Here is a 13513-nt window from a genome sequence, read left to right on the forward strand (position 1 = left end):
TTAATGAATCTCATCCTCTTTGATACTCCCTTCGAAACCAGGCGGCTGGAGGCTGGTGATCCTCGCGGGCAGCACATCTTTAAAGTCCTGCGTGCCCGTGTGGGCACTAAGGTCTTTGTAGGCTTTATCAATGGTCTGCGTGCTCGAGCCGAGGTGACCTTGGTGGAGTCCGATGGTGCGATCAGTTTGCGTGTGATTGGCACGGAAGCCGCGCCGAAGCCCTTGCCGATTCGTCTCTTACTCGGTTTGCCGCGCCCGCATACCGCCAAGCGTATACTCTTTGAGGCCGCGAGTATGGGGGTGCAGGATTTGCACTTCTTTGAGGCCGAACGTGGTGAGCCTTCATACGCGCAAAGCAGTTTATGGACGAGCGATGAATGGAAAGAGCGCTTGCGCCTCGGCACGGAGCAATCTTTCGGCACGCATGTGCCTGAGATCGGCATGCACACCGATTTGCAGTCCGCGATTTCTTTTTTACAAGGTGAGGGCGCGCACATCGCATTGGATAATTACGAAGCGGCTGGATCTTTGCCACAGCAATTATCCCCGGGCTTGCAAAGCGCCGTAATCGCCTTGGGTCCCGAGCGCGGTTGGTCGCCCAATGAGCGTGATACCTTTCGTAAGAACGGTTGGAAGTTAGCTCATTTAGGGGCACATGTGCTGCGCCTGGAGACGGCTTGCACTGTCGCGGTGGGTGCTATTTCCGCTTGCTTGGATTTTTACGATACGCAGACCTGCACAATTCTTTAAGTGCATCTGTTCGAATGCTTAAAGGTAGTATTTAGTCCGCATTTAGCTGTGTGACGGTATAACCCTTGGCTGTTAAAAGTTTAATCAGGCCATCGCTGCCGGCCATGTGGGCGAGGCCGACTAGAACTAATTCGGTGGGCTCGGTTTCTAACATGGCTTCAATTTGTGGTAACCAGCGGGCGTTGCGGTCCTTGAGCATGGTGTTATAGATTTCTGGATACTGTAGCATGTCATCGACAAAGAGTTGTTCAATTGTATCCAGATTTCCTATGCGCCAGGCTTCGATCATTTGCTCGAAGAGTTCGTTGATGCGTTCTAAGTCCTTTAGACTGTAGAGCACCATTTCGCTTTCGATGCCCTCGCCCATACTAGTGATGAGTTGGAGTTGGAACTCCGTCGTTTCAAGCGATGCGGTCGGCTTCTGATCCACTTTGGCTTGCTGGGCGTAGTGTAGGTCGACACCCGCTTGTGACACGCCCGCTTGCATGAGTTTCTGCACTGTTAGCATCATGACGGCCATGCTCGGCTTCATGCTTTGGATCATTTCAATCGGCATGTTAGCTTGGCGGCATTCTGCGGCTAGGGCGGTGTAGGCTTCATCGCTAAGCACGCTCTTTAGCGTGCGGCCGTCCTGATAGACGCCTGCTGTCATCAGTCGCATGGCAAAGGCTGGATCGTTGAGATCCTCTGGGGGGACTTCAAATACCAGGCTGTCGGCGGCTTTGTAGGCGGAATCGTATTCGACTGGCAGTGGATAGTCGCTAGCTCTGAGTATGTGACACGTGCCGGAGATATAAACGCTGTGTGCGCCCTCGGACACCTGCCACACAGAACTCTGAGCAGAGAGGTTGATGCCCATGATGGCGCAGTAGACGTAGGCGAGGTTTTGTAGAGTCTTCATCGGTTGGAGCGAATGGATCGAGGCAGGGCAGCGAGTGGTCTGCTGTCTAAGTATGCTGTGGTCGCTGTGGTTTTAGCGGCAAATCAGTTCTTTTGCAAATGGGGAACCGATTTGTTCTGTCACTAGGCTGCCCCAGTCTGACTTTTAAAATACTTTTCGTCGGCGAGGCTTTCGATCAAGTGTGACGTGGTGGGGCTATCGTCGCCAAAGCTCTTGAGTTCATCTTGCGTTAGGGTGTCGCGCTCGGTGAGTGACATCGAGTTGCGAATAATACGGACTAGGCTCGAGTAACTCATCTCCGCGCACTGTGCTTCCATGTATTCGATGGCGCTTCGACTTAGCATTCGGGTCATCAAAAAGGGATGAGCTGTGCGTAATGTGGTAAAAATTGATTGGGCGATCAGGCTGACATCTTCTTTGCGTTCGGCCATGGGGGGGATGGCTACGATCTCGCCTAATTTTCGAAAGCTGTTAAGTAAGGTTTTGACTTCATTTTCCAAGTAGCCTTCGGAGTCGTCTACATGCCCTAGGATGAAACATGGGCGGGGCTCTTGTGCACCTTCTTCGTTTAATTGTGTTAGGTGTTCGTTGAGTCGTTCGATGGTGAGTGCGCCTAATTCATAAGACAGACCCAGATAGCAATAGCCTGTTGCAGCTTGGGGGCTCAGCTTACGTTTAATTTCACTGATTTCGACGCGCATGGGATCAGCAATATGCAGAGGGCACAAATCACCGTTAGTGCGGAAGTTAAGCTCGTGCGCAGTGAGTTCAAAGTCGGCTCCATCCTCGCCAGTCAGAAGGACGAACTTGGGTTGCTTGGCTAAGTCCGCAATTTTGACCAAGAGTTGCTGCATTACGTCGCTTTTTGCGGTTAGGTAGCGTGAGAGTGTAATGGGAGCTGAGGTCGGCTTGCGGTGACTGGTCTTCAGGTTTTCAGGTGTTGAAGTGCTTGTCTTCTTGCGAGCGCGTTTCTTCTTTAGATTCAAAGTATCAACTTCGTGCAGCACTTGTTTGAGGCGCACGCCTGATTTTCGTAAGTCGTTTGAAAGAGCAAAATAGTGTTTGGCAGTTCTGGGGCAGTTGGATTGGGTCGAACCTTCGGGCAGGAGCTCAAACGCGATTATGTTTGTTTTTTTTCCTCCGAAGCGGAGTGCATCGAAGGCCATTAAAACTGGTTCTAATTGCAGATCGTAGAAAACCTTATCTGTCTTTTTCAGTTTCGGCAGCGTCGTGATCAGTGCTTCTAAGTCGTTATAGAAATGAAATGCTTGCTGACCACCTGCTAACAAATGCGTTAGTTGCTCGGTGCGCCTAGAGTCTGTTGTCAGAATGTGGATACTCATCTTACATGGGGGTGATGGAGCAAGCAAAGTAAGTGATTATGTGCGCATGTTGCAATAGGTATTGTTTGCCGAGGTAAAATAAGACTTTCCGCTGATTTGTTTTTCTTGATGTCGTTAGTGCGATCTATTGCTGATGGTTACTGAGATCGCGGGCGATGTACTGTTTGTCAGATGTCAAGTATTGAAGCGCTCGCGTTTTCTATTTTTTACTGGAATTTATTAATTTGTTTCTGGCTGAGTAAACTGAGTTCGCTTCATGTAGGCTTCGATGTAGCTGCATTGAGGGATCACTTTGAGCTTTGATGTCTTGGCAAATGCGAGGGCGGCGTCCGCCAATAAAGCGGCTAGGCTTTTCCCTCGGAGCTCCGGTGGGACAAAAGTATGATGCATGGTTATCGTGTGGCCGATGATCTTGTATTCAAGTATAGCTACATGTGGGGCGATTCGAATTTCGAATCGCGAATCATGGGGCTTGTGAATGACTTCGTATGCTTCCATTGTCGTCATAGTCGTGATATCAGTTTTTACTTCAAGCGAGAATGCGATATTACATTCGCAGGTATGCCTATTGATTATCGATGTGATTAGATCTGTTTCTTTCCATTTTGCAATTGAAGCGCAGGGCATAGATTACACGCTTCGAGCTTATGGCATACGGCTCCAAATCTCGCAAGCAAAGGGTGCACTCGAGGACTCCTATACCTCCGGTCACTTGCACGGAGTTGTTGGTGGTGGATCAAGCTCCCTTTTTGAGAAAAGCATTATCTACCTGTAAGCGCTTACGTAAGGAGTTGGACAAAAAGCAAGCATTGCTGGCTCATTTTGAAGATGAAGATCGTGCGGCCTTTCAGCGCTGGCTCAATAGTACCCATGGTGTGCTTTTGACGCAGGTTCGCGAACTACGAGAGGAAGTGTCTGCGCATCAGTTTATTTTGCATCATTTGTCACATTGCGCGTATTACTCATTCGAGGACGTGCCAAAACTCTATCAGGAGCTGTTTCAACTGAAGAAGAAGGGAATGCTTTATAGCTATGTGCCCCCGCAATCGAAGCCTGAGGCTGAAGACGCTGACGAGGAGGATTGGGATGATGTTTTTGATGACGATGAAGATTGGTCGGATGATTTTTACGATCAAAGTTATGGGGAGGCTCGCTCTGAGCAGGGGCAATCCGAGGGGGCGGAACAGGTAGCAAGTGCCCGTAAGGCGGCTAACAATGTCCGTTTGAAATCCTGTTACCGGCAGTTGGCTAAGCGTCTACATCCTGACCATTCGGAGCTTGAAGAAGCCATTCGGGAAAAGCGCTGGCATGAGATTCAGGAAGCCTATCACAATAATGATCTTGAGGGATTATTACGGGTCGAAGCTGTTTGTGATATGGATGATGAGGGGCTGAGCGTGAAGCTCGGCTTAGCTCGCTTGCGAGACCTTGCTGCGTATCAGAAGTCGCATTTGTTGCCTATTCGTGACGCATTACGATCCGCTAAGAAGGATATCGCTTTTGATTTCTCAAATAAAGGTCCGACGTCACAGCTTGAATATGAAATTGCCGGTGGCTTAAAGTTTGAGAGTATTGATTTGAAGGCGACCGTAGCCGATCTTTTACGAGCGGCCAAAGCGATTCGCAACGAAGTGGAGGCAGAGCTGCGCGAGTCTGAAATTCGGGCAGCTCGTGCGGCGCAGCGCCAGCAGAGAAGTAAGACGACACATTCCGGGCCTTCGCACGGAGGTAAGCAAGCGGCGAAGCCCCGCTCGTGCGCTGAGGTTGATGCCGAGCAAATGACCTTTTTTTAAGGATTCGAATCGTTTGTCGCAACAGCGTGGTCTTCCCGACTTGTTGTGTGATTTATGCGATTCGCAGCACTGGGACTTCGCGTTTGAGATCACGATTCATAATGCCCGCGCTCACGAAATGCGCAGTGAACGCAATATCTCAGAGGGCAGGTCACCAATAATAAAGCTGTCCGTAATACTTTGATTGATGCGGCATTACGCCCGAAGACTTAACTGCTGTAGAAGATGTGAAAAAGGTCTAACGTCGCCTCGCTTCCGATGAAAGAAAAGTCTTCGCAATCCGAAGGCTTTAGAGGCGTGAGGCACTGCCTATGCCACACCCAATTGCAGTGGTTTTACTTCCGCTTGAATGCGAGGCAACAAGTCGCGTTCGGCGATCCGTAGATCATAGTTTTTCTGGAGATTCACCCAGAGCTCGCAAGAGGTGCTGAAGTAAGTGGCCAGTCGCAGAGCGGTCTCGGTTGAAATGGGGCGCTTGCCGTTCACGATCTGACTCATCGTCGGCTGGGACATGCCAGAATCCTTCGCAACACGGTAGGGTGTGTTATCTGTTAATTACAGGCTATAGGAATTACATTAGAAGATCTATATCTACGAGGTTATATCAAGTTATACTTTTATTTGAGTATAACTCGGTATATGTCCTTGCTTTTGAGTGAAAGCTATTTAGAGTAGGATATACTATTTTATACTCGATATTGAGTATAAGTTAATAGATCTAAGTAGAACTCATGGATCCGATACGTAACCCTTTCTCTCCTGGCGCTGGTTCGCCACCGCCTGAATTGGTGGGGCGTGGGGCTGTGTTGGAGCAGGTGCGGATCCTGTTGGCACGAGTGAAGCAAGGGAAGTCAGAAAAGAGTCTGTTGCTCACTGGTCTGCGTGGGGTCGGTAAGACGGTCTTGCTGAACAGGATGTGTGATCAGGCTGAGGCGGCGGGTTACCATACTATTTTCATTGAAGCGCATGAGGATAAGTCGCTTCCCGTGTTGCTGGCCCCTCAATTGCGCAACCTTCTTTACAAACTGGACCGCATGGAGGGGGCCAAGCAACAGATCCGTCGTGGCTTGGCGGTGTTGAAGAGTTTCATCAGTAGCGTTAAAGTGACCTTCGACGACATGCCGCTGGGCTTGGACATCGATCCCGAGCAAGGCACTGGGGACACCGGTGATTTGGAGTTGGACTTGCCTGATCTCCTAGCGGTCGTGACACAGGCTGCGGCAGAACGTCAGACCGCAGTGGCTCTACTGATCGATGAGTTGCAGTATTTTTCGGAAAAGGAGTTGAGCGCTTTGATTATGGCGATGCACCGGATGCAGCAGCGGCAATTGCCATTGGTTTTGATTGGCGCGGGCTTGCCGATCCTTCCACGTCTGGCGGGCGATTCTAAATCGTATGCCGAGCGGCTATTCAGTTTTCCACAAATTGGAGCGCTGGAGCCTGCCGATGCCGCCCGTGCCATCGTTGGCCCCGTCGAAACCGAGGGCGCTGCAATTGAACCCGCAGCCGTGGACGCTATTGTCACGATGACTCAAGGCTACCCTTATTTTATTCAGGAGTGGGGCTACCAAGCCTGGAACGGAGCCGAAAGCTCGCCGATCACGGCGTCGGTCATCGAACAAGCCAGTGAGCTGACGCTGGCACGACTCGATCAGAATTTCTTCCACGTCCGCTTTGAGCGCCTCAGCAATGGCGAGAAAGCCTTTCTTCGAGCGATGGCCGAACTTGGTAATGGTCCCTATCGCATCGGCGATATCGCCGAGCAGATGCAGATTACGGTCGGCAGTCTGAGCCCGCGCCGAGCGAAGCTGATTAGAAAAGGGATGATTTATAGCCCCAATTACGGAGAGCTTGCGTTTACTGTGCCGTTATTTGGGGAATTTTTGAAGCGGGTGATGCCAGCCTCGTAATCACTGTAGTTCTACTAATTCGTGGTAGGCATCCCAGACTGCGGTCTTACCGTAATTTCTTTCAAGTCGCCGTATCGTGAAATGGGCATGTGCTATTTGCTGCGTGGCCGTCGATACCGCATCAGCGAGTGCCGCTCGGACTGCGAAGTATCCTGTCTCAACGGCATCGTCACCTTGGTTCTGTGAGCTACCAAATGCGAAGACTTCCATCCAGGCGATTCTGGACTCAAGTTTGTGGATCGATTCAACTTCGCTTCGTGCGACATCCGCGATGGAGCGAAGGATAATAGTCGTGGAAATCGGGAGTTCTACTGCGAGACCCGCAAATCCAAAAGCGCCGCCGATGCCGCCAGAGGTTGCAACTGCGAGTTTGTGGAGGCGGTTTGATCTCTCTGCATGTGGACTATCACGCATGGAGAGCAGGACTGTTTTCATCGAGGCTATCAAGGCCGTCTGAGTGATTGCCCCAATTTTTCCTTGGACTGTGTTTGGCAGCTTCTGAAGAGCCTTTTCTAGCGGTGCTCCGATCAAATTTGTAATTTTGGCTGCCAAGCTGGTGTTCTCCAGTCTATCTTTAGCAAATGTTAGATCGTTATAGTCTTCGGGGCTCATTTCTTCTTTCGGTTGGATTTCGCCAGGATGTGGTTCGGGGATGGTTTGCTTGCTCATGAAATTATCGATTATTCTTGATTAATAAGTAAAATATGAGTTTATTTTTAACCATATCGGGCTGCCGGTTGGTAAGTTTTGACTAGAATCAAAATGACTCCACGCCCAAGGCCCAACATTTATGATGGCACATCTCTTCGAGGTGTGCCATTTTATTTTAAATGTGGTGCCCAAATCAGGATACACTTGCAGGTTTAGATTTAGGAGCAGCTTTTGTAGCATGTCGATGGCGCGAGTTGTTTGATCAATACTCTCCGGATTCCTATCATGCCAAACTTTACAGTTTGTCGGGATTGATTTCAGAAGCTGTTGAAATCGCTGAACTGCAGAAGAATCAGGCTGCTTGGGGGAAGCACTTAATTTGGGTTAAGGCTGAAATTGATGAAAGAGTAAAAACAGGGATCGAGTCGCAATTTTGTTCAGCTAGACATTTGGGAATGCTGAATAAAATCAGTAGTTCGGATACGTCGTCGAAGATTGTTCGTCTGGGGCGTGTTCTAGAATTAGAAGGATTCTCCGAGACGCTTGAAGCCTCGATGCGTGAGGAGTTTAGGCAGCTGGATTTTGATTCAGTGCCATCGAAAAAGAAAAAGGCAGATCAACTCCTTACTACTCTTGGAACATATGCATTTCGTCGAGGGTGCAATTCCAATGATTGTGCTAATATCTCTGACGCATTAGATGGAGATGTGGAAAATGTTAGATCTTGGGTGCTTGGCTCGCTCGAGGGGGATGAATCAGAGTTCGACTGTGTAGTTGTTGTAGATGCTAAAGATGAAAAGACCATCGGGTCTATTCGAGCAGTTTGTGAGAGAGCTGGCATTTGTCGCTCTGTTAGACTTCCTGGCTTACCTGAAGGGAAGTCTCACGTAGTATTTCGGCGTAAAACGATGGGACTTCGAGCTATAGATGCTGCAGAGAAATTACGTGCTGAAATTCGCTCAAATCTAAATATTCTTTCTTTATACCGACAAAGCTCTGGTCCGGTCATTCTTTCAGAGATGTGGATTGTTCAAGAGGATGAAATTGTGCAAGTTCAAGCCTACTCTCCGTCACTGCAAAATCTACACCCACGACGAGACGCGTCTAGATTGTCCGCGAGTGTGGCAGCTGCTCTGGAGCAGCGACTTAGTATGGGCCCGAACCTTGAGTCGGAAGTTCGGTCAGCGTTGGACTTGAATAATCTAGCGTTAAGCATGCATGATCATCGTCTTCGTTTGATTAATATATGGTCAGCCCTTGAATGTCTTGCCTCTTTAGTTGATGGGAAGTCGATTATCGACAGAGTTGTGAGACTCGTTGTCCCGATTTTAACGTGGAGGAAAATAGATAAAGTTGTTCGTTATCTATCGATCAGTATACATTATTGGCTTAAAAATAATCCTACGATTGATCGATCTTCGCTGCCATTCAAGTTGGGCTATAAGGATGCGGTTCATCCAGAGCAGATTTTGAAGTTGATGTGCGAGCCGAAGGATTCGGCTGGAATAGTGAAATTGTTAGAAGTAGTCGCTAAGCATCCTCTCTTACTCTATAGAGTATATGAAGCATGGAAGATCTTCCATAATCCTGTGACGTTGCAGAGGGATCTCGAGCGTTCCAGTAAAAGATTAACTTGGCATTTGTGGAGGATTTACCGAGCAAGGAATTTGCTGGTGCATCAAGGAGTCGAGCACGATTGCCTTCCGCAGTTGTCGAATCATTTGCAGCAGTATTTTTCTTGGACGCTTTCGCGAATTCTTCACGGTTTGACGCTTGGAAGTCAATGGACTGCTAGAGATTCATGGTATTACTGGAAGTCAAAATCCGATCATGTAGTGGAGTCGCTGGGGACAAATCCTAATGGCTTATTGATGCAGGATATGTTTCCTGAGGACTTGTCTCATCCTGAAGCAGAGGTTTGGTCGAATTCCTAGATGTTACACGCCTTAATGCCTGTAGTTTTGGAGGACCGTGCGGTCTCGTTTGAGATCGGGCGCTTGCCGTTCACGATTTGATTCATCGTCGGCTGGAGCACTCATTCAAATGTGAATTAATTTACGGTTGAATTGATTCGTTTTGTTGGCGTCAGAACGTGGTGAGGTTGATCCTTGGGGTTAGTGTCCGATCGCAACAGAAAAGCCTCTGGAATCTAGGGGCTTTGGAGGAGTGAATAAAAAAAAGCCGCAACGGGAAATCCGCTGCGGCTTTGATCGTGATCAACTAAACCATGATCTGAGTGCGTGCTTTATTCTGCCGAGGAGTTCTGGCCTCTCTCTTTCGGGCGTAACGGAGATTTTAGTCTCTGTCTGCTCGACTGTTGGCTGCTCCTCTTCGTAATAAACAGCCTTTTGCTCGGCTTCACGGACGTGGCATTCTTCGATCTCTTGTTTGCTCCATGACCCTGCCCATTTTACCTTATCGTGCTTGATCCAGTAGTGAGATCGGCAGTCGAGACTCCAGCTCCCTATTGATGGATCGAGTGAGATACTCTTTCCGTCGTAGGTCAGTTTCCAGTCAGTTGGTGAGAGCGGTGTGATGACCTCATTGCCGCAACCGCAGCAGCACAAGTGTGCTACGGTTGCGAACTTGATTGAGATATACAATGCGCCTTCCTCTAGTTGATCTGGTAGGTGTTCGACGAACTGGTGGGTGAGCTTATTCACTTTCCAGTGTGTTGAATCCGATTGTATACGAACTATTCAACTCGCTTTTGGAGTCATGGTAGAAGGAGTAATGCTTCTTCCAGCGAATGACTGCCATTGTTGCGTTCAGTGCATTAAGCTCAGCGATTTGGATGTTCGAAGAATACAAGTCCTCCACATTGTCATCGGCAAAGCCGATATGCTTCGAGATGTGATCCCTTGCATCCTTAGTGCTGATTGTCGTTCGCACTGTTCCCATTAGGCGGTTATCTACGAGCTCAACTCCAATTCCGACATCGATGAAAGCTATGTCACGTTCTTCAAGGAAGTTGGTAATGTCTTTCTTGATGCGCCCTTTGTCCATCGACAGGAACACGAAGTCCAGCCCTGCAAGTTCGGCAATATTTTGCTCGTCCATGTAGGCAGGGTGGACGTGGATGCCGCGGTGCATCTTACTGTAGATGCCCTTGAGGTATTCCACTTTCGTCTGTTCCTGATTCAGTTCGTCAATGCTTGGCGCTCCAGGAGCACGGAAGGCATTGTGGGTTTGCATGATGTCGCCGTCGAAGACATGAATCTCGGCAACCGGGGTCTTTGCTATGAAATCAAGTAGGTAGGACCCTGTTCCGCCGAGTCCTACGATACCAATTTTCAAACCCGCGACTTGCTCAGTCGCCGCACTGATACTGGCACGGCTGGAGTTCGTGTCTGGATAAACAAACACAGACTCATCTTCGGTTGTTTCTCGAACCCGAAACGTTTGGGCACTTGCATCTACATCGATTGACTTGGCTGGTGCGGATATCATCTCCACGTAGCGGCTCATCTTGTGATGATAGTCAGCATAGCCCTCAGTTGGTTTGTTTGAGAATGAGCAATTGACGGTTAACTCTCCTGTGAGGCGCTGGGCGTTCGTCGTATGCAAGATTGCAGTGATTTGACTGCCGTCTTTGTTGCATGGAATCGAGCCAGTGAAGTAGGCCACGTGAGTATTGGGGCGCGCAGTTTTGTCGCCGCTCAGAGTCAACTCTGACACCAAGGTGCCTCTCGATACAACACGCTCAGATGTGACGTAAGGCACATTTTCAACGAGTAGATAGTTCGAGGTAATGCGGACTTCATAGCCCTCATCCCTGAGTCGAGATAGGTCGGGATTAAGATTTATTAGTCTGAGTGACATTGAACTCCATCCCTTCTACTATTTTTACTGTATCACCATCGGATAGACTGCCTTCTGGCTTTCTTCGTGGACCTTTACAATAGGTTACTGTGAATACTTGAGTCGCGAAGTTTGGGTTCGGGAATGCAAGTTCGACGATTTCTCGATACGAGAGGCGACATTTTGTAGCGACCTTTGGGCGAGCATTAACGATGATGTTGATCCGCAGAGGGTCGCAATTGCGATCCCGTGTGATCAGCACATTTGATTGGCCGAGGTCAACAGGGTCCTCGTCAGCGATGACGATGTCGTTGGGCGACATTGTATCGATCAGAAGTTCCACATCGTCATCTAAGTCGAAGAGGCGGCGCAGCGATGCACCTGTTTGTTCTCTTCGATTCGTGTATTCGGGGTGGTCATTGACCGTGACCACGTATTTTGCTGGCACGTCATTTACAGGTGGGGAAGCGCGGCAAGGCGGCTCTCCTGTGTAAAAGGAAGATCCCTCAGATAGAGAGATTTCCTCGTCCGCTGCAAACCAAGGATCGTTGGGGGACTGATGGTCGCGGTAGAGACCTGCTTCGTTGGGCAGGTTCGTTTGGTCGAGCAGTAACTGGATACTTGCAGTCTTCTGCGGTGTGATGACGATATTGTCATTTATTGAGGCAATCGTCTTAGCCTCTGTGCTTCTTGTACTTGTCATGATTTAACATATTTTTTATGTTGAACCGGACAGAACTTTCGCTACTACTACTTGCCACCACAGCTGGTTGTTGAGCGTAAATTCTTGATGTCCGGTAGAGGTTCTCAGAGATGAGAACCTCATTTTTTGGATACTAGAGAGACAAATGCCTTTTGGCAAGCGCTAAATATTAATGTGTGTCGTAATTTTTAAGTGCGTATATTTAGGGCTTCAGGTTGTTTTTTACTATATCTAGTGTTTTTTGCTTAAAAAAATGTAATTAAAAATTTTTACTATAATTGAAAAAGTCTCACTTTGGTTGACAAAATTAATTAAATTTGTTTTATTGTGTTGTCGTTAATAACCGTCATCCCCGATGTCTATGAGTTGCTTATATAATCCGTCTCGATTGAAGAATGCTCGATTAATGGCTAAATTGAGCTTAGATGAACTTGCTGGAAAGCTTGGAGAGTTGGGGTTACCTCTGACTAAGCAGGCGTTAAGTAAGTATGAGAATGGGGACTTGAATCCTAGTTCATATATTATTGATGGTGTTGCTAGGATTCTAATGAAACCTGTGACTTATTTCACTAAGGGGGAAGTCTTGGACCTCGGAGATGTAGACTATCGTATTGTGAAATCTAGGTTTAGTAGCAAGGATCGTGCATCGATTCTCGCTCTTGCAGGAGACTATTTTGAAAGATATATGCAGCTTGAAGAGCTGACGGGCTTGAGGATGGCGCACCAGTCTAGGTTGCCGCATCGAATCGCGGTATCGAATGAACTGGATGCTGAAAATGCTGCTTTAAAGATGCGGAGGCATTGGAATTTGGGCGATCGTCCTATTGCTAGTATTGTTAAGCTATTCGAAAACGATGGAATTAAGCTTTATAGGATTCCGAGCCATGAGGGCTTTGATGCTTTTGTCGCAAGCCCTGAAGGGGATTTGGTGATGTGTTTCGCGACGATCCAGCAGCCGGATGACAGTGGTCCTGGAGGGAGGCGACTTGATTTGCCTCGTATGCGTTTTAATTTAGTTCATGAATTGGCGCATGCTATTTTAGATTTCTCACCTGAGATATTAGCTGACGAGAGACAGTTGGAACGGCTATGTCATGTTTTCTCGGGAAACTTTTTAATGCCTTCAACCGCTTTGAAAAGAGCTCTGGGCGAAGAGCGCAGGAGCCGTATGAACATTCGTGAGCTTATTGATGTTAAGCAAGAATATGGAATATCCTTAAAAGCCTTGGGGATGCGTATGTTGCAGTGTGAGTTGCTTACGCAAGCGGCTTATAGGAGTTTTTCTATATTTTATAATATGAAAAAATATGGGCGAACAGTTAACGAACCTGGTCGCTTTATAGGAGATGAAAGACCTAAGCGATTTGATTCTATGATCGGTGACGCCTTATTGAACCAGCAAATCAATTATAATGTAGCATCGGTTTTGACTGAGTCCGACGTGGAAATTGTTAAAGAGAAATATGCTCTTCTTGGCTAAAACATAAGGAGTGTCTGTAATTTTGTATAACTGCTAATTAGCCGATGTCAGTCTTAGTGCTTGGGGAGTCTTCCCTTTGGTCTTTGACGATGGAGATCTCTAGCTTCTGTAAACTAGAAGCTAGATTTCTTTCTTACAAGAAACTCTCTTTAGATGGCTAGGCTTCCTATACATTCTTCAA

Annotated in this window: 12 protein-coding genes and 1 pseudogene; 5 read left to right on the plus strand and 8 right to left on the minus strand. The window is 48.0% G+C overall.

What is annotated here, in order from left to right; genetic code table 11:
• The first annotated feature begins 3 nt into the window (after positions 1–3).
• Entirely contained in the window at positions 4–750 is a 747-nt protein-coding gene (locus SH580_RS15210) for an RsmE family RNA methyltransferase (RefSeq protein WP_319831693.1), read from the plus strand.
• A gap of 31 nt (positions 751–781) precedes the next feature.
• Here the strand turns inward: SH580_RS15210 and SH580_RS15215 are convergent, their stop codons facing one another.
• The 3 genes from SH580_RS15215 to SH580_RS15225 all read right to left on the minus strand — a co-directional run bounded on the left by SH580_RS15215 (position 782) and on the right by SH580_RS15225 (position 3492).
• The gene (locus SH580_RS15215) at positions 782–1651 is read right to left on the minus strand and encodes a TraB/GumN family protein (protein WP_319831694.1); all 870 of its coding nucleotides are present in this window, start codon (positions 1649–1651) and stop codon (positions 782–784) included.
• Positions 1652–1773: 122 nt separating this feature from the next.
• Positions 1774–2994 (minus strand): DNA-binding transcriptional response regulator, encoded by a 1221-nt coding sequence (locus tag SH580_RS15220; protein WP_319831695.1) that lies wholly within the window; start codon positions 2992–2994, stop codon positions 1774–1776.
• Between the two features lie 219 nt (positions 2995–3213).
• A complete protein-coding gene (locus SH580_RS15225) occupies positions 3214–3492 on the minus strand; it encodes a GNAT family N-acetyltransferase (protein WP_319831696.1) in 279 nt (92 codons plus the stop codon).
• A 251-nt stretch (positions 3493–3743) separates the two neighbouring features.
• Here SH580_RS15225 and SH580_RS15230 point away from each other — a divergent pair, with 251 nt between their 5' ends.
• Positions 3744–4787 (plus strand): J domain-containing protein, encoded by a 1044-nt coding sequence (locus SH580_RS15230; protein ID WP_319831697.1) that lies wholly within the window; start codon positions 3744–3746, stop codon positions 4785–4787.
• A 309-nt stretch (positions 4788–5096) separates the two neighbouring features.
• Here SH580_RS15230 and SH580_RS15235 read toward each other — a convergent pair.
• Positions 5097–5315, minus strand: a pseudogene (locus tag SH580_RS15235) (HigA family addiction module antitoxin); the annotation flags it as partial.
• Positions 5316–5518: 203 nt separating this feature from the next.
• Between SH580_RS15235 and SH580_RS15240 the strand changes: the two are divergent.
• Positions 5519–6697, plus strand: coding sequence for a DUF8462 domain-containing protein (locus SH580_RS15240; protein ID WP_319831698.1), 1179 nt, complete (start codon positions 5519–5521; stop codon positions 6695–6697).
• On the opposite strand, the gene SH580_RS15245 is transcribed toward SH580_RS15240, so the two are convergent.
• Positions 6698–7366 (minus strand): EcsC family protein, encoded by a 669-nt coding sequence (locus SH580_RS15245; protein ID WP_319831699.1) that lies wholly within the window; start codon positions 7364–7366, stop codon positions 6698–6700.
• A 161-nt stretch (positions 7367–7527) separates the two neighbouring features.
• Between SH580_RS15245 and SH580_RS15250 the strand changes: the two genes are divergently transcribed.
• On the plus strand, positions 7528–9282 hold the full coding sequence (locus SH580_RS15250) for a hypothetical protein (protein ID WP_319831700.1): 1755 nt from the start codon (positions 7528–7530) through the stop codon (positions 9280–9282).
• A 282-nt stretch (positions 9283–9564) separates the two neighbouring features.
• Here the strand turns inward: SH580_RS15250 and SH580_RS15255 are convergent, their stop codons facing one another.
• Genes SH580_RS15255 through SH580_RS15265 form a run of 3 tightly spaced genes read right to left on the minus strand, consistent with a single transcriptional unit; the run spans position 9565 to position 11852 of the window.
• The gene (locus tag SH580_RS15255; protein ID WP_319831701.1) at positions 9565–10011 is read right to left on the minus strand and encodes a ubiquitination-like system serine protease family protein; all 447 of its coding nucleotides are present in this window, start codon (positions 10009–10011) and stop codon (positions 9565–9567) included.
• Positions 10004–11170, minus strand: coding sequence for a ThiF family adenylyltransferase (locus tag SH580_RS15260; RefSeq protein WP_308951521.1), 1167 nt, complete (start codon positions 11168–11170; stop codon positions 10004–10006). The genes SH580_RS15255 and SH580_RS15260 overlap by 8 nt, the downstream gene beginning before the upstream one ends.
• Positions 11145–11852 (minus strand): multiubiquitin domain-containing protein, encoded by a 708-nt coding sequence (locus tag SH580_RS15265; RefSeq protein WP_319831702.1) that lies wholly within the window; start codon positions 11850–11852, stop codon positions 11145–11147. The genes SH580_RS15260 and SH580_RS15265 overlap by 26 nt, the downstream gene beginning before the upstream one ends.
• Positions 11853–12213: 361 nt before the next feature.
• Here SH580_RS15265 and SH580_RS15270 point away from each other — a divergent pair, with 361 nt between their 5' ends.
• Positions 12214–13332, plus strand: coding sequence for a helix-turn-helix domain-containing protein (locus tag SH580_RS15270; RefSeq protein ID WP_319831703.1), 1119 nt, complete (start codon positions 12214–12216; stop codon positions 13330–13332).
• The last annotated feature ends 181 nt before the right edge of the window (positions 13333–13513 follow it).

This window comes from Coraliomargarita algicola (genome assembly GCF_033878955.1).
Classification (GTDB): domain Bacteria; phylum Verrucomicrobiota; class Verrucomicrobiia; order Opitutales; family Coraliomargaritaceae; genus Thalassobacterium; species Thalassobacterium algicola.

Bases quoted from the DNA above. Each gene is read 5' to 3' on its own strand.
- SH580_RS15210 (WP_319831693.1), top strand. From the start codon at position 4: ATGAATCTCATCCTCTTTGATACTCCCTTCGAAACCAGGCGGCTGGAG.
- SH580_RS15215 (WP_319831694.1), bottom strand. From the start codon at position 1,651: ATGAAGACTCTACAAAACCTCGCCTACGTCTACTGCGCCATCATGGGC.
- SH580_RS15220 (WP_319831695.1), bottom strand. From the start codon at position 2,994: ATGAGTATCCACATTCTGACAACAGACTCTAGGCGCACCGAGCAACTA.
- SH580_RS15225 (WP_319831696.1), bottom strand. From the start codon at position 3,492: ATGGAAGCATACGAAGTCATTCACAAGCCCCATGATTCGCGATTCGAA.
- SH580_RS15240 (WP_319831698.1), top strand. From the start codon at position 5,519: ATGGATCCGATACGTAACCCTTTCTCTCCTGGCGCTGGTTCGCCACCG.
- SH580_RS15245 (WP_319831699.1), bottom strand. From the start codon at position 7,366: ATGAGCAAGCAAACCATCCCCGAACCACATCCTGGCGAAATCCAACCG.
- SH580_RS15250 (WP_319831700.1), top strand. From the start codon at position 7,528: ATGTGGTGCCCAAATCAGGATACACTTGCAGGTTTAGATTTAGGAGCA.
- SH580_RS15260 (WP_308951521.1), bottom strand. From the start codon at position 11,170: ATGTCACTCAGACTAATAAATCTTAATCCCGACCTATCTCGACTCAGG.
- SH580_RS15265 (WP_319831702.1), bottom strand. From the start codon at position 11,852: ATGACAAGTACAAGAAGCACAGAGGCTAAGACGATTGCCTCAATAAAT.
- SH580_RS15270 (WP_319831703.1), top strand. From the start codon at position 12,214: ATGAGTTGCTTATATAATCCGTCTCGATTGAAGAATGCTCGATTAATG.